Origin of the sequence: Pseudomonas sp. PDM16, assembly GCF_014851865.1 — a bacterium.
In the GTDB taxonomy this organism is placed as follows: domain Bacteria; phylum Pseudomonadota; class Gammaproteobacteria; order Pseudomonadales; family Pseudomonadaceae; genus Aquipseudomonas.
Window position 1 is genome coordinate 400,260 of record NZ_JACVAM010000005.1, and the last position, 18,963, is coordinate 419,222.

The window sequence follows — 18,963 nt, forward strand, 5'->3', positions numbered from 1 at the left end:
CTGGAGAACATCATGCATCAAGGAAGCTGCCTGTGTGGCGATGTCCGCTACCGAGTCGATGGCGAACTGCCGCCTATCCAGCTGTGTCACTGCAGCCAATGCCGGAGAGCGCAAGGCACGCCGTTCGCCAGCAACATCCCGATCAACGAGTCTTCCTTCCAACTGCTCTGCGGTGCTGAACGCCTGCAGGCATTCGAGTCCTCACCGGGCAAGCAACGCGTGTTCTGCTCGCGCTGCGGATCGCCTATATACAGTCGTACCAGTAAGCTGCCTGGCGTGCTGCGCATCCGTGCCGGCAGCCTGGAAGGCGAAGTCTCCAGCCAGCCCGGTTGGCACATCTACGCGGAATCCAAGGCCAACTGGTGGAGCCTTGACGATGACTTGCCCCGACACGCCGAACGCAAGGAGTGACGGTGCGGCACCTTCTGGTTCTGTTACTCCTCCTGTCATCACCCGCCTGGGCGAATGGTATCGACAGGCAGCAACTGGTACGTGACGCCCGCAGCCAGGTCGGCGTGACGCTGAGCTACGACCCGGTCTACCGCCAGCTGGACTACCCCGGCGGCGACGTTCCGCTGAGCACCGGCGTGTGCACCGACGTGGTGATCCGCGCCTTGCGCGAGCAGGATCTGGACCTGCAGAAGAGTGTGCATGAGGACATGCGCGCGCACTTCGCGCGATACCCGAAGAACTGGGGACTGAAAAGCACCGACCGCAATATCGACCACCGCCGCGTGCCCAACCTGATGACCTGGTTCAAGCGCCAGGGCATGGCACTTGAGGTGAGCGACAAGCCGGCGGACTACCGGGCCGGCGACATCGTCACCTGGGACCTGGGGCGTGGCCTGACCCACATCGGCATCGTCTCCGACCGCAGCAGCCCAGCCGGCGTGCCGCTGGTGCTGCACAACATCGGCCGCGGTACGCAGGAGGAGGACATCCTGTTCGGCTTCGCCATCACCGGCCACTATCGCTTCGTTGATTGAGGCCAGCGCCGGGCTCAATGAGTTAGCATCCGCCGCAGGATTTTCGGAGGCCTCGATGGCATTACCACCCCATATCCAGGCCGGCGACCGCGTCGTGCTGTTCGACGGCGTATGCCGGCTGTGCAACGGCTGGGCGAAGTTCCTGATCCGCCATGACCACCAGCGGCGTTTCCGCCTCTGTTCGGTGCAGTCGGACGAAGGCCAGGCGATCCTGGCCTGGTTCGGTCTGCCTACCGATGCTTTCGAAACCATGGCCTACGTGGAAGGCGAGACGCTGTTCGTGCGTTCCGACGCCGTGCTGCGCATCGTCGCCCAACTGCCAGGCGCCTGGAGCCTGCTGGCAGTCCTGCGCTTCCTGCCGCGAGTGTTGCGCGACTGGTGCTACGACCGCATCGCCCTGAACCGCTACCGCCTGTTCGGCCGCTACGACACTTGCCTGCTGCCCGACGCCGACCACCAGCAACGCTTCCTCGACTCCGTCGAGCCGCGCCCATGAGCCTGTTCTCCACCAGCCGGCGCGAAGCGCTGGGTATGGCCTGGCGCTTCGTTGCGCCGTACCGCTGGCGCCTGGTCGGCGCCCTGGCTGCGCTGATGTTCACCGCCGCCATCACCCTGTCCATGGGCCAAGGCATCCGCCTGCTGGTGGACCAAGGCCTGGCGACCCAGTCGCAGAGCGCGCTGAACCAGTCCATCGCGCTGTTCTTCGTGCTGGTGCTGGCCCTGGCGGTCGGCACCTTCACCCGTTTCTACCTGGTCAGCTGGATCGGTGAGCGCTTCGTCGCCGATATCCGGCGCAAGGTGTTCGACCACCTGATCGACCTGCATCCGGGCTTCTACGAGAGCAACCGCGCCTCGGAGATTCAGACGCGGCTGACCGCCGACACCACGCTGCTGCAGACGGTGATCGGCTCGTCGCTGTCCATGGCCCTGCGTAACCTGATCATGATGCTCGGTGGCATCGGCCTGCTGTTCTTCACCAATCCCAAGCTCAGCGCCATAGTGGTGGCGGTGCTGCCACTGGTGGTGGCGCCGATCCTGATCTTCGGCCGCCGCGTGCGCGCGCTGTCCAGACAGACCCAGGACCGGGTCGCCGACGTGGGCAGCTATATCGGCGAGACCCTCGGCCAGATCAAGACGGTGCAGGCCTACAACCACCAGGCCCAGGACCGCCAGCGTTTCGCCGGCACCGTGGAGGCCGCGTTCGTCACCGCCGGCAAGCGCATTCGCCAGCGCGCCTGGCTGATCACCGTGGTCATCGTGCTGGTGCTCGGCGCCGTGGGCGCCATGCTCTGGGTCGGCGGCATGGACGTGATCGCCGGGCGTATCAGCGGCGGCGACCTGGCGGCCTTCGTGTTCTACAGCCTGATCGTCGGCATGTCCTTCGGCGCCATCAGCGAGGTGATCGGCGAGCTGCAGAGCGCGGCCGGTGCCGCCGAGCGCATCGCCGAACTGCTGCGCACGCGCAACGCCATCACCGCACCGAGCGAAGGCCTGCTGCAACTGCCGCAGCGGGTCAGCGGCGAGGTCGAGCTGCGTGGCGTGCGCTTCTTCTATCCGGCCCGTCCGGAACAGCCGGCCATCGATGGCATCGACCTGGCGATACGTGCCGGCGAGACCCTGGCCCTGGTCGGCCCGTCCGGCGCCGGCAAGTCGACCCTGTTCGATCTGTTGCTGCGCTTCTTCGATCCGCAGGAGGGCGAGGTGCTGGTCGAGGGTGTGCCGATCCAGCGTCTCGATCCGGCCGACCTGCGCCGCTGCTTCGCTCTGGTGTCGCAGAACCCGGCACTGTTCTTCGGCTCGGTGGAGGACAACCTGCGCTACGGGCGCCCGGATGCCAGTACCGCCGAAGTCGAGGCCGCGGCACGTGCGGCGCATGCCCACGAATTTATCGAGCGTCTGCCGCAGGGCTACCAGACCCATCTGGGCGAGGCTGGGCTGGGGCTCTCCGGCGGCCAGCGCCAGCGTCTGGCGATTGCCCGTGCGCTGCTCACCGATGCACCGATTCTGTTGCTCGACGAGGCCACCAGCGCGCTGGATGCTGAGAGCGAGCACCTGATCCAGCAGGCGCTGCCAGGGCTGATGCGTGGGCGCACCACGCTGGTCATCGCCCACCGCCTGGCCACCGTGCAGAACGCCGACCGCATTGCGGTGGTCGACCGCGGTCGGCTGCAGGCCATCGGCACCCATGCCGAGCTGGTGGCGAGCAATCCACTGTATGCGCGGCTGGCGCAGCTGCAGTTCAACACCGAGCGTCGTTAAGGAGAGGGTGGTGCACAAGGAATTCGGCGTGGTGGTGCTGGGCGGCTATGGCAACTTCGGTCAGGTCATCGTACGCAAGCTGGCGGCTATCGCCGGCATGCGCGTGTGGGTGGCCGGGCGCGACCTGGCCAAGGCCGAAGCGCTGGCGGCGCAGACCGGCACCCAGGCGCTGCAACTGGACATGAACGCCACCGATCTGGCCGAGCGCCTGCGCACCCTTAGCGCGCAACTGCTGATTTCCACCGCCGGGCCTTTCCAGCGCCAGGACTACCGGGTGGCTCGCGCCGCCATCGAGGCCGGCCTGCACTACGCCGACCTGGCCGATGCCCGCGCCTTCGTCTGCGATATCGGCGAGCTGGATACGGCGGCGAAGGCGGCCGGCGTGCTGGTCTGCGGTGGCGCCAGCTCGGTACCGGCGCTGGCCGGCGGGGTGATCGACAGCCTGCTGCCGCGCTTCTCCCGTCTCGACGAGATCTGGCATGGCATCAGCTCCTCGGAGAAGACCCCGGGCGCCTCGACCCTGGCGGCGGTGCTGGACTACTGCGGCAAGCCGTTCCAGCAATGGCGCGATGGGGCCTGGCGTGAGGTGTTCGGCTGGCAGGACCTGGCGCGTCACGACTTCCCCGCGCCGCTCGGCCCGCGCTGGGTAGCCAACTGCGATATCCCCGATCTGCAGCTGTTCCCGGCCCGTTATCCGGGCGTGCGCAGCGTGCGCTTCTCGGCTGGTGTCGGCCTGCGCCTGACCCAGTTCGGCACCTGGGTGCTGGCCTGGCTGGTGCGCGCCGGCCTGTTGCGCAGCGCGGTGCCGCTGACCCATTTCCTGCATCGCCGTGCCGTATCGGTGGAACCGTTCGGCGACGGTCGCAGCGGCATGTTCGTACGCCTGAGCGGTCTCGACCAGGGCGGCCAGCCGCTGACACTGTGCTGGGAGCTGCTGGCCGAGAACAACGATGGGCCGAACATCCCCTGTATGGCCACCGTCGCCCTGGCTCGCAAGCTGGCTGCCGGTAGCCTGGAGGCCCGTGGCGCGATGCCGTGCCTGGGGCTGCTGACAGTGGAGGAATACCTGGCAGAGCTGGACGGGCTGGCGATCAGCAGTGCTCTGCGTCAGCTCTGATCAGGCGTGCCCGCGTGGGCGAATGGTTGCCGCCGCGCCCGTCGAAGCGAGGATGATGGCGCCGATCGCCAGCCACTGCATCGGGCTTAGTCGTTCGCTGAGGAAGATCAGGCCGGAGAGGGCGGCGATGGCTGGCTCCAGGCTCATGAACACACTGAAGGTGCGTGCTGGCATGCGGGTGAGGGCGAACATCTCCAGGCTGTAGGGCAGGGCCGAGGACATCACCGCCACGGCCAGTGCTACCGGCAGCAGGTCTACCGAGAACAGGCCGCCACCGACCTGCCAGAGCCCAACCGGAAACACCAGCAGCGCGGCAACTACGGTGCCGAAGGCCACGGTCTGCACGCCGTGGGCGGCGCCGGCCTTCTGTCCGAACAGGATATACAGCGCCCAGCACACGCCAGCGGCCAGTGCCAGCCCCAAGCCCACCGGGTCCAGATGATCCTCGGAAGCCGTATCCGGCAACAGCAGCCAGATGCCAAGCACCGCCAGGGCGATCCATACGAAGTCCAGCAAACGGCGCGAGGAGAATAGCGCCAGGGCCAGCGGGCCGGTGAACTCCAGGGCCACGGCGATGCCCAGCGGAATGGTCTTCAGCGACATGTAGAACAGCAGGTTCATCGCCCCCAGCGACAGGCCGTAGCCGAGCAACGAGCGCCAGGCCGCGAAGTTGGGGCGGGTGCGCCAGGGGCGCATGACGACGCACAGGATCAGCGCGGCCAGGCTCAGACGCAGGGCGGTGGTGCCCTCGGGGCCGATCAGCGGGAACAGGCTCTTGGCCAGGGAGGCGCCACTCTGGATGGAAGTCATGGCAACCACCAGCAGGGTGATGGGCAGAAGCAGGGTGGAGCGGGGCATGGCGATATCCGGGGTGGTACGACAAACGGGGCTGCAATAAAAAACCGGCCACTCGGGCCGGTTCTTTCAACTTAGCCTATATCAGCGGTATTCGCAGAGATAGGCGGTGTCCACGGCGACCTTCAGCTGGAACTTGCTGTTGCCCGGTACGGTGAACTTGCTGCCGGCCTCGAAGGTTTCCCAGCTCTCGTTGCCCGGCAGCTTGACGGTCAGGGCGCCCGCAACCACGTGCATCACTTCCAGCTGGGCGGTGCCGAACTCGTACTCGCCCGGAGCCATGACGCCGATGGTGGCCGGGCCTTCGCTCATGGCGAAGCCGATGGATTTGACGGTGCCGTCGAAGTATTCGTTGACCTTGAACATGGCGGGCTCCTCGGAAGGGTCAAAAAAGGGCCCGCCAGTATGCCCAACCAGCCCCGCCCAGTCAGCCCTCAGGGGGCAAATATCACCGGCAGTAGCCGAGCGGTGTTGCGTGCATCCTCGAGGGCGCGGTGCTGCTGCCCCTGGAACTGCAGGCCAGTTAGCTGCAACGCACCGTGCAGACCCACAGGGCGCCTGAGTTGGCGGCTCTCGGCGAAGCTCTGCTTGAGGTTGTGGTGAGGAATGTCGTGCAGGCTGCTGCACAGATCGTGGCGCTGCCATTCCACGTACAACTGGCGGCGATCGTAGTCGCCCCAGCTGCCCCAGCCCACCAGATGTGGCAAATGCGGCTCCAGCCAGCGCTCGAATTGTGGCCAGACCAGCCCGAGCGACTGCGCGCCATCCACCTGGGCTTGAGTGATATGAGTGAGTTCGCGGCAGAAACTGGTCAGGTAGGGGCGGCGCAGCGGTCGGACGAAGCGCTGGAAGTGCTCCAGCTCATGACCGTCGGGGGCGACGATGCTAGCGCCGATCTCGATGATTTCCATGTCTTCCACCGGCCAGCCGCCTTCTTCGGTGGTCGCTTCCAGGTCGATGATCAGCCAGTGCTGCATGGGTTCCCTCCATTGCCTGTCGTGAGTATGGGTTGGAGCGTCTCGCGGGGCAAAACCGTGCGCACAGTTTTGTCGTTCAGCTGTGCTGGCGGGCCGTCCAGTCATAGGGGCTATGCTTGGACCTCAGGTAACGAGGAGGTGATGCATGGCGAAGGTGGCTTTTATCGGTTTGGGTGTGATGGGGTTTCATATGGCCGGGCATCTGGCCTGCGAGGGGCATGAGACCAGCGTATACAACCGTTCCGCAGCCAAGGTGCAGCTGTGGGAAGACGAGTTCGCCGGCGAATCGGCGCCGACCCCGCGCGAGGTGGCCCGGGGCGCCGAGTTCGTGATGACCTGTGTCGGCAACGACGATGATCTGCGCAGCGTGCTGCTCGGCCCGGACGGCGCTTTCGCCGGCATGGCGCCTGGCAGCGTGCTGGTCGATCACACTACTGCCTCGGCCAACGTCGCCCGTGAGCTGGCCGCCATTGCAGCGGAGAAGGGACTGGGCTTCCTCGATGCGCCGGTGTCCGGCGGCCAGGCCGGTGCGGAGAACGGCATGCTGACGGTGATGGTCGGTGGCGAGGAAGCTATTTATAAGCGCGCCGAGCCGGTGATCGAGGCCTACGCCAAGATGGTCAAGCTGATGGGGCCGGTGGGCAGCGGTCAGTTGACCAAGATGGTCAACCAGATCTGCATCGGTGGCCTGGTCCAGGGGCTGGCAGAGGCACTGCACTTCGCCCAGTGCGCCGGCCTGGATGGACACGCGGCGATGGAGGTGATCAGCAAGGGCGCCGCCCAGTCCTGGCAATTGGAGAACCGCCACCAGACCATGCTGGAAGGCAAGTATGACTTCGGTTTCGCCGTGGACTGGATGCGCAAGGATCTGTCGATCCTGCTGGAAGAGGCCCGCCGCAATGGTGCGCAACTGCCGGTGACGGCACTGGTCGACCAGTTCTACTCCGACGTACAGGCCATTGGTGGTGGCCGCTGGGATACATCCAGCCTGATCGCCCGCCTTAAGCAGCGCTCCTGAGTCCGCTATGTCCGTCCGACCGCGGACGGGCTTCCTGGCGCCATTCGCCGCCCATCCCGACGCGCTGGGTCGCTGCTGCCCTCAGGTGCGAAAGATAAAGTACACCGCACCGAGCAGGCACAGGCCCGCCCACAGGTAGTCCAGCTTCAGCGGCTGCTGCATCACGTAGACGCTGAAGGGGACGAATACCGCCAGGGTGATGACCTCCTGCATGATCTTCAACTGGCCGACCGACATCTCGGTGTAACCGATGCGGTTGGCCGGCACCATGATCAGGTACTCGAACAGCGCGATGCCCCAGCTGACCAATGCCGCCACCAGCCACGGCTTGCTGTTCATGGTCTTCAGGTGGCCGTACCAGGCGAAGGTCATGAAAATGTTGGACAGGGTGAGCAAGGCTGCGGTTTGCATCCAGACCGGCATGGCGATGTTCTCGTCAGTGGAAAGCAACAAGCCTAGATAGCTAAGCGCGACCGGCCAAGCCTCGGTTGCCAATGATCGATTCGAAGGGGAAGGGCGTGGGCAAGTGGATTCGGGGTGGAGCGTTGTTGGGCGTGACTGGTGTCGCGGCGCTGGCGGCCTGGAGTGGCTGGCAGGCCTGGCAGCAGCGCCCTGTCTGGGCCGAGCTGGAGGTGGTGCCAGCACTGGTGACGGAGCAGGGCTTCGACCTGGGGCGCCATCGCTTGGAGTGGGATGGCCAGCGCCTGCGACTGGTCGATGGTGCGCGCCTGCTGTGGGCCAGCGAGGGCGGCTTCCTTGCCGCCGGCTTCGGTCATGAAGACGTGGAGGAGCACCGCGGCGCGATGTTCGTCGAGGAGCGCCGCGAGCTGCTCTGCCGCCGCCAGAGCCTGGAGGCCATCGAGCAGCGCGGCGCGCGCTTGTTGCTACGCGGTAGCCTGGGGTGTGCTGACGGCAGCGAAACCGGCTATGCGCTGATCCTTGAGGACGATGGCGAGCGCGGCATACGCCTGGTCGTGGCGCTGGACGACGAGCGCCTAAATCGTATCTATCTCAGCTGGCAGCGTGAGCCGGATGAGCGTTTTCATGGTTTCGGCGAACAGTTCAGTGCCTTCGACCTGACCGGCCGGCGCCTGCCGATTCTGGTGCAGGAGCAGGGTGTGGGTCGTGGCCTGCAGCCCATCACCTTTGCCGCCAACCTGACTGCTCGCGCCGGCGGGGACTGGTGGACCAGTTATGCGCCGGTGCCGCATTATCTGAGTAGCAAAGGGCGCAGCTTCTTCAGTGAATCCGGCGCTTACCAGGTATTCGATCTGCGCGATAAGCGCCGCGTGCAGCTGGAGGTGCATGCCGGCCAGTTGGCGGCGCGCATCTACACCGCTGCCGACAGCGCCGGGCAGATCGCCCAGCACACCGCAGTGGTCGGGCGCATGCCGCCGCTGCCGGCCTGGACCCAGCGCGGTGCCATAGTCGGGCTGCAGGGCGGCACCGCTCGGGTGCGCGGCATTCTGGATCAGCTCGATCAGGCTGGCGTGCCGCTGGCGGGCGTCTGGTTGCAGGATTGGGTTGGCCAGCGCACCACTAGTTTCGGCAAGCAGCTGTGGTGGAACTGGAGCCTGGATGAGCAGCATTACCCGAACTGGGCGACGCTCAATGCCGAACTGCAGGCGCGCGGTGTGCGCAGCCTGGCTTACGTCAATCCGTTTCTGGTAGATGTGAGCGAGAAGCCCGGTGTCGCGCGCAATCTCTACGCCGAAGCCCGCGAGCGTGGCTATCTGCTGCGTGACGGCACAGGGCAACCGCTGTCGCTGCTCAACACCAGCTTCAGCGCCGGCATGCTCGATCTGAGCAATTCTGAGGCGCGCCAATGGCTGAAGCAGGTGCTGCGTGAGGAAATGCTGGCCATGGGTTTCTCCGGCTGGATGGCCGATTTTGGCGAAGCGCTGCCCTACGAGGCGCAGCTGGCCAGCGGCGAGCCGGCGGCGCTGGCGCACAACCGCTATCCCGAGGAATGGGCGCGACTCAATCGTGAGCTGCTGGACGAGGCGGACGGCCAGGGCGAGCTGTTCTTCTTCATGCGCTCGGCCTTCAGTCGCAGTCCTGGAATGACCACCAGCCTGTGGGCTGGCGATCAACTGGTGACCTGGGACGCCGATGATGGTCTGCACAGCGCGCTGCTGGGCATGCTTTCCGGCGGCCTGTCCGGTTTCAGCCTCAACCATAGTGATACCGGCGGCTACACCACCATCAGCCATCCATTGAAGGACTATCACCGCGACGAGGAGCTGTTGCTGCGCTGGATGGAGTTTTCCGCCTTTACCAGTCTGCTGCGCAGCCACGAGGGTAACCGCCCGGATGCCAACCAGCAGGTCTACAGCTCGCCAAAGCTGCTGGCCCAGTTCGCCTGTAGCGCGCAGGTCTTCGCTGCATTGGCGCCCTATCGGCAGCAATTGATGGAAGAGGCCGCGCGCACCGGCATGCCGCTGATGCGACCGCTGTGGCTGCAGTATCCGAATGATCCGGCCGGGCAGCAGGCGCTGCCGCGCAGCTTCCTACTTGGCGACCAGCTGCTGGTGGCGCCGGTGCTGGAGCCGGGCGTCGGCGAGCTGGAGGTGTTGCTGCCGGCCGGCAACTGGGTGCATCTGTGGTCGGGCAAAGTCTTGCAAGTGCGTGCTGGCGACCCGGTGAAGGTACCGGTGCCCGTGGGGCAGCCTGCGGTGTTCTATCCCGAAGGCGCCGCGATGGCGGCCAGCCTGGCGAAATTGCGTGACATCAGGTGATGGAAGAGGTGGCGCGCAGGCGTTAAGATCGCCGCCGCTCAGTGCATGAGAGGTCTTCATGGAGTGTCGTGCCGGCTGCGGTGCCTGTTGCATCGCGCCTTCCATCAGCTCACCGATTCCCGGTCTGCCCAATGGCAAGGCCGCGGGCGAGCGCTGCCTGCACCTCACCGCCGAGTTTCTCTGCGCCATCTTCGGCCGTCCCGAGCGCCCGGATGTCTGCTCGGCCTTCTCCGCTGCGGACTACGTGTGTGGTGACAGTCGCGAAGAGGCGGTTCGTCTGATTGGCTGGCTGGAACAAGCCACCGCCTGAGCGAGTCGAACCCATGCCCGGCTTGGCTGCCAGCGGGCCAATATCCCCAAGGAGCAATGATGATTGCATTGAGTCGAGTGGCCACCGTTTGTGGCCTGAGCCTGTTGGCGAGTGGCCTGGCCCATGCCGAAGACTGGAAGCTGGCCAAGGACGAGGATGGCATCAAGGTCTACCTGAGTGAGGTACCGGGCTCCAAGTACAAGGCCTACCGCGGTGTGACCACCATCGCCAGCAATGTGGCTACCCTGCGTAAGCTGCAGGAGGACGTGAAAGGCTCCTGCGCCTGGATTCACGCCTGTGCCGAGCAGAGCCTGCTCAAGCATGAAGGCGCCGAGAGCTGGGTCTACACTCGCTTCCAGATGCCCTGGCCCGTGGATGCCCGTGACTCAGTGCTGCATGTGGTGTCGGAGGAGGGAGTCGACGGCAGCCTGACCCGCAAGATGGATGGCCAGCCCAAGTACATTCCGGACGACAAGGACCATACTCGGGTGGCGAGCCTGGAGGGCTATTGGAGCCTGGTGCCGAAGGACGGCAAGGTCGAGGTGACCTACCAGGTGCACACCGAGCCGGGCGGCAGTGTGCCATCCTGGCTGGCCAACAGCTTCGTGGTGGATGCGCCGTTCAATACCCTGAAGGGGTTGCGCGACCTGGCCGAGAAGCGCTGAGGCCGAAATGAAAAAAGGCTGCCAATTGGCAGCCTTTTCTTTGTCCGCAAGGCTTACTTACGGTCGTCCAGCTTGATGTAGTCACGCTGGGTGTAGCCGGTGTACAGCTGGCGCGGACGGCCGATCTTGTACGGGCTGGACAGCATTTCCTTCCAGTGCGAGATCCAGCCGACAGTACGCGACAGGGCGAAGATCACAGTGAACATGCTGGTCGGGATGCCGATGGCCTTGAGGATGATGCCCGAGTAGAAGTCCACGTTCGGGTACAGGTTGCGCTCTTTGAAGTACGGATCGGTCAGGGCGATCTCTTCCAGACGCATGGCCAGTTCCAGCTGCGGGTCGTTGGTGATGCCCAGCTCGCTCAGGACTTCGTCGCAGGTCTGCTTCATCACGGTAGCGCGCGGGTCGCGGTTCTTGTACACGCGGTGACCGAAGCCCATCAGCTTGAACGGATCGTTCTTGTCCTTCGCCTTGGCAATGAACGTGTCGATGTTCTCGACGCTGCCGATCTCGTCCAGCATGGTCAGCACGGCTTCGTTGGCGCCGCCGTGGGCCGGGCCCCAGAGTGCGGCGATGCCGGCGGCGATACAGGCGAACGGGTTGGCACCCGAGGAGCCGGCCAGGCGCACGGTGGAAGTCGAGGCGTTCTGCTCATGGTCGGCGTGCAGGATGAAGATGCGGTCCATCGCCTTGGCCAGTACCGGGCTGATCGGTTTGATCTCGCACGGGGTGTTGAACATCATGTGCAGGAAGTTTTCCGCGTAGTTCAGGTCGTTGCGCGGGTACATCATGGGCTGGCCCATGGAGTACTTGTAGGTCATGGCCGCGATGGTCGGCATCTTGGCGATCAGGCGCATGGCCGAGATCTCGCGGTGACGCGGATTATTGATGTCCAGCGAGTCGTGGTAGAAGGCGGAGAGGGCGCCGACCACGCCACACATGATGGCCATCGGGTGCGCGTCGCGACGGAAGCCGTTGAAGAAGCTCTTCAGCTGCTCGTGCACCATGGTGTGGTTCTTGATGGTGCTGACGAATGTGGCCTTCTGCTCGGCAGTTGGCAGTTCGCCGTTCAGCAGCAGGTAGCAGGTTTCCAGGTAGTCGGACTTCTCGGCCAGCTGTTCGATGGGATAGCCGCGGTGCAGCAGGACGCCTGCGTCGCCGTCGATATAGGTGATCTTCGACTCGCAGGAGGCGGTCGACATAAAGCCAGGATCAAAGGTGAAGCGACCCGTGGCGGTCAGGCCCCTCACGTCGACAACATCGGGACCTACGGTGCCGGTCAATACGGGCAGCTCTACGGGGGCATTGCCCTCGATGATCAACTGCGCTTTTTTGTCAGCCATGTTTGGCCTCCTGTTTATGCTTGAAATCATCAGAAGCCCCCCACGCAGGGCCCGGGACACTATAGAGACATAAATCTGAATGTCAATTTACTGGAACCCAGACAGCAGAGGGGTTTCAGCGCCTTTTTAGGACTTGGGGAAAGGCCTAATACGTCATTTATTAGTGGCGCGCAATCCGCTTTTCGGGGTGGGGCATTGCGTTGTCATTAGTTACCTAACTGTCTATACTCTGCGCCCGGCCGTCAGGGGCTTAAAGGCCTACAATTAGACGGCTGGCACTCCCTTGGTGAGGGGTACCTGACCAGTGCACTTCCCGACAACTTGCCCTGCTTGTTAGGGGCCTCTAGTGTGAAAAAAGCCGTGAATAGCCAACGACCTGTAAACCTAGATCTCAGGACAATCAAACTCCCGATCACAGCTTATACGTCCATTCTGCACCGTGTTTCCGGTGTCATCCTCTTCCTGGGTATCGTCATCGTGCTGTTCGCACTCGACAAATCCCTGGCCTCCGAGGAAGGCTTTGCAGAAGTTAAGGCGTGTCTTGCCAGTCCGCTGGCCAAGCTGATCATCTGGGGCTTGCTGTCCGCTCTGCTGTATCACCTGGTGGCCGGTGTACGCCACCTGATCATGGACTTGGGTGTCGGCGAGTCGCTGGAAGGCGGCAAGCTGGGCTCGAAGATCGTCATCGCCGTGTCGGTTGTGATCATCGTTCTGGCGGGGGTCTGGGTATGGTAACCAACGTAACCAATTTCTCGCGTTCGGGCCTCTATGACTGGATGGTTCAACGTGTCTCTGCGGTCGTTCTCGCGGCTTATTTCCTGTTCCTGATCGGTTTCGTGGTGACTCATTCGGGTCTCACCTACGCCGACTGGCATGGCCTGTTCTCCCACACTGCGATGCGCATCTTCAGCCTGCTGGCTCTGGTTGCTCTTATCGTGCACGCCTGGGTCGGTATGTGGACCATCACGACCGATTACCTGACGCCCATGGCTATCGGCCGCTGGGCGACCGGTGTGCGTTTTCTCGTCCAGGCGGTTTGCGGCGTGCTTCAGTTCGTCGTGTTCGTCTGGGGTGTGCAGATCCTGTGGGGTTTCTGATCCATGTCTAGTATTCGTACTCTTCCTTATGACGCCATCATCGTCGGTGGCGGTGGTGCAGGCATGCGTGCCGCACTGCAACTGGCACAGGGTGGTCACAAGACCGCCGTGGTGACCAAGGTCTTTCCGACCCGTTCGCACACTGTTTCTGCTCAGGGCGGCATCACCTGCGCCATCGCGTCGGCCGACCCGAACGACGATTGGCGCTGGCACATGTACGACACCGTCAAGGGCTCCGACTACATCGGTGACCAGGACGCGATCGAATACATGTGTTCCGTCGGCCCGGAAGCCGTGTTCGAGCTCGAGCACATGGGGCTGCCGTTCTCCCGTACCGAACAAGGCCGCATCTACCAGCGTCCGTTCGGTGGCCAGTCCAAGGGGCCGGATAATCCGTCTGTCCAGGCTGCCCGTACCTGCGCCGCGGCCGACCGTACCGGTCACGCCCTGTTGCACACCCTGTACCAGGCCAACCTGAAGGCTGGCACCTCGTTCCTCAACGAGTGGTACGCCGTTGACCTGGTGAAGAACCAGGACGGCGCGGTAGTCGGCGTCATCGCCATCTGCATCGAGACCGGCGAAACCGTCTACATCCGCTCCAAGGCCGTGGTTCTGGCCACCGGCGGTGCCGGTCGCATCTACTCCTCGACCACCAACGCCCTGATTAACACCGGCGACGGCGTGGGCATGGCCCTGCGTGCCGGCGTGCCGGTGCAGGACATCGAGATGTGGCAGTTCCATCCGACCGGCATCGCCGGCGCTGGTGTACTGGTCACCGAAGGTTGCCGTGGTGAAGGTGGTTACCTGATCAACGCCCATGGCGAGCGCTTCATGGAGCGTTACGCTCCGAACGCCAAAGACCTCGCTGGTCGTGATGTTGTGGCTCGCTCCATGGTCAAGGAAGTCATCGCCGGTAACGGCTGTGGCCCTGACAAGGATCACGTACTGCTGAAGCTCGATCACCTCGGCGAAGAAGTGCTGCACAGCCGCCTGCCCGGCATCTGTGAGCTGTCGAAGACCTTCGCCCATGTTGACCCGGTTGTCGCTCCGGTTCCGGTGATCCCGACCTGCCACTACATGATGGGCGGCGTTGCCACCAACATTCATGGCCAGGCCATTACCCAGGATGCCAACGGTAACGACAAGATCATCGAAGGTCTGTTCGCTGTAGGTGAAGTGGCTTGCGTATCGGTACACGGTGCCAACCGTCTGGGTGGTAACTCGCTGCTCGACCTGGTGGTATTCGGCCGTGCTGCTGGTCTACACCTGGAAAAAGCGCTGAAAGAAGGTGTTGAAGTTCGTGGTGCCAGCGAGACCGACATCGAGCAGTCGCTCAAGCGTCTGTCCGGCGTCAACGAGCGCAGCACCGGCGAAGACGTGGCTCCTCTGCGTAAAGAGCTGCAGGCCTGCATGCAGAACTACTTTGGTGTATTCCGTACCGGCGAATACATGAAGAAGGGCATTACCCAACTGGCCGATCTGCGCGAGCGTATCGCCAACGTCAAGATCTCCGATAAGAGCCAGGCCTTCAACACCGCGCGCATCGAGGCGCTGGAGTTGCAGAACCTGTTGGAAGTGGCCGAGGCCACTGCTATCGCTGCTGATACCCGTACCGAGTCCCGTGGCGCGCATGCCCGTGAAGACTACGAGGATCGCGATGATACCGATTGGCTGTGCCACTCCCTGTACTTCCCGGGTGAGAAGCGTGTTGCCAAACGCGCCGTCAACTTCGCGCCGAAGACTGTTCCGGCGTTCGAACCCAAAGTACGTACTTATTAAGGGTGGCCACCATGTCTCTTGGTAACACTTTGCAAGTCAGCGTTTATCGCTACAACCCGGAAAAGGATTCCTCGCCGTTCATGCAGGACTTCCAGGTTCAGATCGACGGCAAGGACCTGATGGTTCTCGACGTGCTGGCCCTGATCAAGGAGCAGGACGAAGGCTTCTCCTACCGTCGCTCTTGCCGTGAAGGCGTGTGCGGTTCTGACGGCATGAACATCAGTGGCAAGAACGGCCTGGCCTGTGTCACGCCGATCTCCACCGTGGTTAAGGGCAACAAGCTGGTAATTCGCCCGCTGCCTGGCCTGCCGGTCATTCGTGACCTGGTCGTCGATATGAGCATCTTCTACAAGCAGTACGAGAAGGTGCAGCCTTACCTGCAGAACGATACGCCGTCGCCGGCCATCGAGCGTCTGCAGTCTCCGGAAGAGCGCGAGAAGCTGGACGGTCTGTACGAGTGCATCCTGTGCGCGTGCTGCTCCACCAGCTGCCCGTCCTTCTGGTGGAACCCGGACAAGTTCCTCGGTCCCGCTGCGCTGCTGCAGGCCTATCGTTTCCTGGCCGACAGCCGCGACACCAAGACCGCCGAGCGTCTGGCGTCTCTGGATGACCCGTTCAGCGTGTTCCGCTGCCGCGGCATCATGAATTGCGTGAACGTGTGCCCGAAGGGTTTGAACCCGACCAAGGCTATCGGTCATGTACGTAACATGTTGCTGCAAAGCGGTACCTGATACACCGTTTCACGTTGTGCCTGCGTCGGCGGAGTGATTCGCCGGCGCAGTAAAGCCAGAGCCCCAGCTCACAAAGCCAGGGTTCTTATTTTGAAAGAAAAATGACGACCAGCAGGGGCATCCGGGCTGGTACCCGGACTATCTGCGGGATCCGTAGTGGCTTACCAGGTCGCTGCTTTAGGACTATGAATGGCTCAGCTACGGCTTCTACGCCGGTGGTGTCCCCTTACCGAGGGTGACCAAGCATGCAAGAAAGCGTGATGCAGCGCATGTGGGACAGCGCCCACCTATCTGGTGGAAACGCGGCCTACGTGGAAGAGCTCTATGAGCTCTACCTGCACGATCCCAACGCTGTGCCCGAAGAGTGGCGCACCTACTTCCAGAAACTGCCGACTGACGGTAATGCCGCCACCGACGTTTCACACTCCACTGTCCGCGATCATTTCGTGCTGCTGGCCAAGAACCAGCGCCGTGCTCAACCGGTTTCCGCCGGGAGCGTGAGCAGCGAGCATGAGAAGAAGCAGGTGGAAGTGCTGCGCCTGATCCAGGCATATCGCATGCGTGGCCATCAGGCCGCCACGCTTGACCCGCTGGGTCTGTGGCAGCGTGTTGTGCCGGCCGATTTGGCCGTCCACCACTATGGGCTGACTAACGCCGACCTCGACACCACCTTCCGTACCGGTGAGCTTTACATCGGCAAGGAGGAGGCGACTCTACGAGAAATCCACGAGGCACTGCAGCAGACATATTGTCGCACCATCGGCGCCGAGTTCACCCACATCGTCGATTCCGAGCAGCGCAAGTGGTTCCAGCAGCGTCTGGAAAGCGTGCGCGGCCGTCCGGCCTATTCGCCCGAGGTGCAGGGTCACCTGCTCGAGCGTCTGACCGCTGCCGAGGGTCTGGAAAAGTACCTGGGCACCAAGTACCCGGGCACCAAGCGTTTCGGTCTGGAAGGCGGCGAGAGCCTGATTCCGCTGCTGGACGAGATCATCCAGCGCTGCGGCTCCTACGGTACCCAGGAAATCGTCATCGGCATGGCCCACCGTGGCCGTCTGAACGTACTGGTCAACACCTTCGGCAAGAACCCGCGCGACCTGTTCGACGAGTTCGAAGGCAAGCAGGTAGAAGGCCTGTCCTCGGGTGACGTGAAGTACCACCAGGGCTTCTCCTCCAACGTCATGACCTCGGGTGGCGAAGTGCACCTGGCGCTGGCGTTCAACCCTTCGCACCTGGAGATTGTCTCCCCAGTGGTCGAGGGTTCGGTGCGCGCCCGTCAGGACCGTCGTCAAGACGCGACCGGCGACAAGGTGCTGCCGATTTCCATCCACGGTGACGCGGCGTTCGCCGGTCAGGGCGTGGTCATGGAAACCTTCCAGATGTCGCAGACCCGTGCCTACAAGACGGGCGGCACCATCCACCTGGTGATCAACAACCAGGTTGGCTTCACTACCAGCCGTGCCGACGACTCGCGCTCCACCGAGTACGCGACCGACGTGGCGAAGATGATCCAGGCGCCGATCCTGCACGTGAATGGCGACGACCCGGAAGCCGTGCTGTTCGTCACCCAGCTGGCCGTCGACTACCGCATGCAGTTCAAGCGTGACGTGGTCATCGACCTGGTCTGCTACCGCCGTCGTGGCCACAACGAGGCCGACGAGCCGAGCGGCACCCAGCCGCTGATGTACCAGCAGATCGCCAAGCAGCGCACCACCCGTGAGCTGTATGCCGAGAGTCTGGTGCAGTCCGGCCGTGTTGCCGAAGACGCGGTCAAGGCACGTATCGAGGAATACCGCAGCGCGCTGGATAACGGCCAGCACGTGGTCAAGAGCCTGGTCAAGGAGCCGAACAAGGAACTGTTCGTCGACTGGAAACCCTACCTGGGCCACGCCTGGACCGCGCGTCACGACACCCGCTTCGAGCTGAAGACCCTGCAGGATCTGGCCGGCAAACTGCTGGAAATCCCGGAAGGCTTCGTCCTCCAGCGTCAGGTCTCCAAGGTACTGGAAGACCGCGCCAAGATGACCGCCGGCGCCATGCCGATCAACTGGGGCTATGCCGAGAACCTGGCATACGCGACCCTGCTGTTCGAAGGCCACCCGGTACGCATGACCGGCCAGGACGTTGGCCGCGGCACCTTCTCGCACCGCCACGCGGCGCTGCACAACCAGAAGGACGCGACCACCTACCTGCCGCTGCAGAACCTGTACGAAGGTCAGCCGCGCTTCCAGCTGTACGACTCCTTCCTCTCAGAAGAAGCGGTACTGGCGTTCGAATACGGCTACTCGACCACCATGCCGAACGCGCTGGTGATCTGGGAAGCCCAGTTCGGCGACTTCGCCAACGGCGCCCAGGTGGTGTTCGACCAGTTCATCTCTAGTGGCGAGCACAAGTGGGGCCGTCTGTGCGGTCTGACCATGCTGCTGCCGCACGGCTATGAAGGCCAGGGTCCGGAGCACAGCTCCGCGCGTCTGGAGCGCTACCTGCAACTGTGCGCCGAGCACAACATGCAGGTCTGCGTGCCGACCACCCCGGCGCAGGTCTACCACATGCTGCGTCGCCAGGTGATCCGTCCGCTGCGCAAGCCGCTGGTGGTGCTGACGCCGAAGTCGCTGCTGCGCCACCCGCTGGCCATCTCGACTCTGGAAGAACTGGCCGAAGGCTCGTTCCAGACCGTCATCCCCGAGATCGATCCGATCGATCCGAAGAAGGTCGAGCGCGTCGTGCTGTGCAGCGGCAAGGTGTACTACGACCTGCTGGCCAAGCGCCGTGCGGAAGGTCGCGAGGACATCGCCATCGTGCGTATCGAGCAGCTCTATCCGTTCCCGGAAGACGATCTGACCGAGGCTCTGGCGCCGTACAAGAACCTCAAGCACATCGTCTGGTGTCAGGAAGAGCCGATGAACCAGGGCGCCTGGTACTGCAGCCAGCACCACATGCGTCGTGTCGCTTCCGCGCACAAGAAGGAACTGTTCCTTCAGTACGCCGGCCGCGATGCCTCGGCCGCTCCGGCCTGTGGTTACGCTTCGATGCACGCCGAACAGCAGGAAAAACTGCTGAACGACGCCTTTACTGTTTAACGCCTTCGCGC

Annotated in this window: 19 protein-coding genes; 14 read left to right on the top strand and 5 right to left on the bottom strand. The window is 63.5% G+C overall.

Going from position 1 to position 18,963, the window contains the following annotated elements:
- Positions 1 to 12 precede the first annotated feature (12 nt).
- The 5 genes from IB234_RS19040 to IB234_RS19060 are packed head-to-tail and all read left to right on the top strand — an operon-like array spanning position 13 to position 4,362.
- Entirely contained in the window at positions 13 to 411 is a 399-nt protein-coding gene (locus IB234_RS19040; protein ID WP_192320850.1) for a GFA family protein, read from the top strand.
- A gap of 2 nt (positions 412 to 413) precedes the next feature.
- The gene (locus IB234_RS19045; RefSeq protein ID WP_192320852.1) at positions 414 to 986 is read left to right on the top strand and encodes a DUF1287 domain-containing protein; all 573 of its coding nucleotides are present in this window, start codon (positions 414 to 416) and stop codon (positions 984 to 986) included.
- Positions 987 to 1,041: 55 nt separating this feature from the next.
- Positions 1,042 to 1,482 carry a thiol-disulfide oxidoreductase DCC family protein gene (locus IB234_RS19050; RefSeq protein WP_192320854.1) on the top strand — a complete coding sequence of 147 codons (441 nt, stop codon included), beginning with the start codon at positions 1,042 to 1,044 and terminating at the stop codon, positions 1,480 to 1,482.
- The gene (locus tag IB234_RS19055; RefSeq protein ID WP_192320857.1) at positions 1,479 to 3,245 is read left to right on the top strand and encodes an ABC transporter transmembrane domain-containing protein; all 1,767 of its coding nucleotides are present in this window, start codon (positions 1,479 to 1,481) and stop codon (positions 3,243 to 3,245) included. The genes IB234_RS19050 and IB234_RS19055 overlap by 4 nt, the downstream gene beginning before the upstream one ends.
- Positions 3,246 to 3,255: 10 nt before the next feature.
- On the top strand, positions 3,256 to 4,362 hold the full coding sequence (locus IB234_RS19060) for a saccharopine dehydrogenase family protein (protein WP_318652054.1): 1,107 nt from the start codon (positions 3,256 to 3,258) through the stop codon (positions 4,360 to 4,362).
- On the opposite strand, the gene rhtA is transcribed toward IB234_RS19060, so the two are convergent.
- From rhtA to IB234_RS19075, 3 genes are all read right to left on the bottom strand, one after another.
- On the bottom strand, positions 4,363 to 5,220 hold the full coding sequence (gene rhtA / locus IB234_RS19065) for a threonine/homoserine exporter RhtA (RefSeq protein WP_192320861.1): 858 nt from the start codon (positions 5,218 to 5,220) through the stop codon (positions 4,363 to 4,365).
- 81 nt (positions 5,221 to 5,301) lie between these two features.
- On the bottom strand, positions 5,302 to 5,583 hold the full coding sequence (locus tag IB234_RS19070) for a pyrimidine/purine nucleoside phosphorylase (RefSeq protein ID WP_192320863.1): 282 nt from the start codon (positions 5,581 to 5,583) through the stop codon (positions 5,302 to 5,304).
- Between the two features lie 68 nt (positions 5,584 to 5,651).
- Positions 5,652 to 6,194 (bottom strand): exonuclease domain-containing protein, encoded by a 543-nt coding sequence (locus IB234_RS19075; protein WP_192320866.1) that lies wholly within the window; start codon positions 6,192 to 6,194, stop codon positions 5,652 to 5,654.
- A 145-nt stretch (positions 6,195 to 6,339) separates the two neighbouring features.
- Here IB234_RS19075 and IB234_RS19080 point away from each other — a divergent pair, with 145 nt between their 5' ends.
- Positions 6,340 to 7,212 (top strand): NAD(P)-dependent oxidoreductase, encoded by an 873-nt coding sequence (locus tag IB234_RS19080; RefSeq protein WP_192320868.1) that lies wholly within the window; start codon positions 6,340 to 6,342, stop codon positions 7,210 to 7,212.
- An 81-nt stretch (positions 7,213 to 7,293) separates the two neighbouring features.
- Here the strand turns inward: IB234_RS19080 and IB234_RS19085 are convergent, their stop codons facing one another.
- On the bottom strand, positions 7,294 to 7,635 hold the full coding sequence (locus IB234_RS19085) for a DMT family protein (protein WP_192320870.1): 342 nt from the start codon (positions 7,633 to 7,635) through the stop codon (positions 7,294 to 7,296).
- A 95-nt stretch (positions 7,636 to 7,730) separates the two neighbouring features.
- Here IB234_RS19085 and IB234_RS19090 point away from each other — a divergent pair, with 95 nt between their 5' ends.
- From IB234_RS19090 to IB234_RS19100, 3 genes are read left to right on the top strand one after another with little or no spacing between them, the layout of a single operon-like run.
- Positions 7,731 to 9,950, top strand: coding sequence for an alpha-glucosidase (locus tag IB234_RS19090; RefSeq protein WP_192320872.1), 2,220 nt, complete (start codon positions 7,731 to 7,733; stop codon positions 9,948 to 9,950).
- A gap of 58 nt (positions 9,951 to 10,008) precedes the next feature.
- Positions 10,009 to 10,260: a YkgJ family cysteine cluster protein gene (locus IB234_RS19095; RefSeq protein WP_192320874.1), complete on the top strand. Its 252-nt coding sequence runs from the start codon at positions 10,009 to 10,011 to the stop codon at positions 10,258 to 10,260.
- 59 nt (positions 10,261 to 10,319) lie between these two features.
- Positions 10,320 to 10,925 carry an START domain-containing protein gene (locus tag IB234_RS19100; RefSeq protein WP_192320876.1) on the top strand — a complete coding sequence of 202 codons (606 nt, stop codon included), beginning with the start codon at positions 10,320 to 10,322 and terminating at the stop codon, positions 10,923 to 10,925.
- Positions 10,926 to 10,978: 53 nt separating this feature from the next.
- Here IB234_RS19100 and gltA read toward each other — a convergent pair whose 3' ends face one another.
- Positions 10,979 to 12,268 (bottom strand): citrate synthase, encoded by a 1,290-nt coding sequence (gene gltA, locus IB234_RS19105; RefSeq protein ID WP_192320878.1) that lies wholly within the window; start codon positions 12,266 to 12,268, stop codon positions 10,979 to 10,981.
- Between the two features lie 348 nt (positions 12,269 to 12,616).
- On the opposite strand from gltA, the gene sdhC reads away from it, so the two are divergent.
- The 5 genes from sdhC (at position 12,617) to IB234_RS19130 (ending at position 18,952) form a co-directional block, all read left to right on the top strand.
- Positions 12,617 to 13,003, top strand: coding sequence for a succinate dehydrogenase, cytochrome b556 subunit (sdhC, locus tag IB234_RS19110; RefSeq protein WP_192320880.1), 387 nt, complete (start codon positions 12,617 to 12,619; stop codon positions 13,001 to 13,003).
- Complete coding sequence (gene sdhD, locus IB234_RS19115) at positions 12,997 to 13,365, top strand: succinate dehydrogenase, hydrophobic membrane anchor protein (protein WP_192320882.1); 369 nt, start codon at positions 12,997 to 12,999, stop codon at positions 13,363 to 13,365. The genes sdhC and sdhD overlap by 7 nt, the downstream gene beginning before the upstream one ends.
- A 3-nt stretch (positions 13,366 to 13,368) precedes the next feature.
- On the top strand, positions 13,369 to 15,144 hold the full coding sequence (gene sdhA, locus IB234_RS19120) for a succinate dehydrogenase flavoprotein subunit (protein WP_192320884.1): 1,776 nt from the start codon (positions 13,369 to 13,371) through the stop codon (positions 15,142 to 15,144).
- A gap of 11 nt (positions 15,145 to 15,155) precedes the next feature.
- Positions 15,156 to 15,875: a succinate dehydrogenase iron-sulfur subunit gene (locus IB234_RS19125; RefSeq protein WP_192320886.1), complete on the top strand. Its 720-nt coding sequence runs from the start codon at positions 15,156 to 15,158 to the stop codon at positions 15,873 to 15,875.
- Positions 15,876 to 16,120: 245 nt separating this feature from the next.
- The gene (locus IB234_RS19130) at positions 16,121 to 18,952 is read left to right on the top strand and encodes a 2-oxoglutarate dehydrogenase E1 component (protein WP_192320888.1); all 2,832 of its coding nucleotides are present in this window, start codon (positions 16,121 to 16,123) and stop codon (positions 18,950 to 18,952) included.
- Positions 18,953 to 18,963 lie beyond the last annotated feature (11 nt).

What these genes read in the sequence shown, in the direction of transcription:
- rhtA (WP_192320861.1), bottom strand. Translation starts at nt 5,220, where the DNA reads ATGCCCCGCTCCACCCTGCTTCTGCCCATCACCCTGCTGGTGGTTGCC.
- IB234_RS19040 (WP_192320850.1), top strand. Translation starts at nt 13, where the DNA reads ATGCATCAAGGAAGCTGCCTGTGTGGCGATGTCCGCTACCGAGTCGAT.
- IB234_RS19130 (WP_192320888.1), top strand. Translation starts at nt 16,121, where the DNA reads ATGCAAGAAAGCGTGATGCAGCGCATGTGGGACAGCGCCCACCTATCT.
- IB234_RS19125 (WP_192320886.1), top strand. Translation starts at nt 15,156, where the DNA reads ATGTCTCTTGGTAACACTTTGCAAGTCAGCGTTTATCGCTACAACCCG.
- gltA (WP_192320878.1), bottom strand. Translation starts at nt 12,268, where the DNA reads ATGGCTGACAAAAAAGCGCAGTTGATCATCGAGGGCAATGCCCCCGTA.
- IB234_RS19070 (WP_192320863.1), bottom strand. Translation starts at nt 5,583, where the DNA reads ATGTTCAAGGTCAACGAATACTTCGACGGCACCGTCAAATCCATCGGC.
- IB234_RS19075 (WP_192320866.1), bottom strand. Translation starts at nt 6,194, where the DNA reads ATGCAGCACTGGCTGATCATCGACCTGGAAGCGACCACCGAAGAAGGC.
- IB234_RS19100 (WP_192320876.1), top strand. Translation starts at nt 10,320, where the DNA reads ATGATTGCATTGAGTCGAGTGGCCACCGTTTGTGGCCTGAGCCTGTTG.
- sdhA (WP_192320884.1), top strand. Translation starts at nt 13,369, where the DNA reads ATGTCTAGTATTCGTACTCTTCCTTATGACGCCATCATCGTCGGTGGC.
- IB234_RS19095 (WP_192320874.1), top strand. Translation starts at nt 10,009, where the DNA reads ATGGAGTGTCGTGCCGGCTGCGGTGCCTGTTGCATCGCGCCTTCCATC.
- sdhD (WP_192320882.1), top strand. Translation starts at nt 12,997, where the DNA reads ATGGTAACCAACGTAACCAATTTCTCGCGTTCGGGCCTCTATGACTGG.
- IB234_RS19085 (WP_192320870.1), bottom strand. Translation starts at nt 7,635, where the DNA reads ATGCCGGTCTGGATGCAAACCGCAGCCTTGCTCACCCTGTCCAACATT.
- IB234_RS19055 (WP_192320857.1), top strand. Translation starts at nt 1,479, where the DNA reads ATGAGCCTGTTCTCCACCAGCCGGCGCGAAGCGCTGGGTATGGCCTGG.
- IB234_RS19080 (WP_192320868.1), top strand. Translation starts at nt 6,340, where the DNA reads ATGGCGAAGGTGGCTTTTATCGGTTTGGGTGTGATGGGGTTTCATATG.
- IB234_RS19050 (WP_192320854.1), top strand. Translation starts at nt 1,042, where the DNA reads ATGGCATTACCACCCCATATCCAGGCCGGCGACCGCGTCGTGCTGTTC.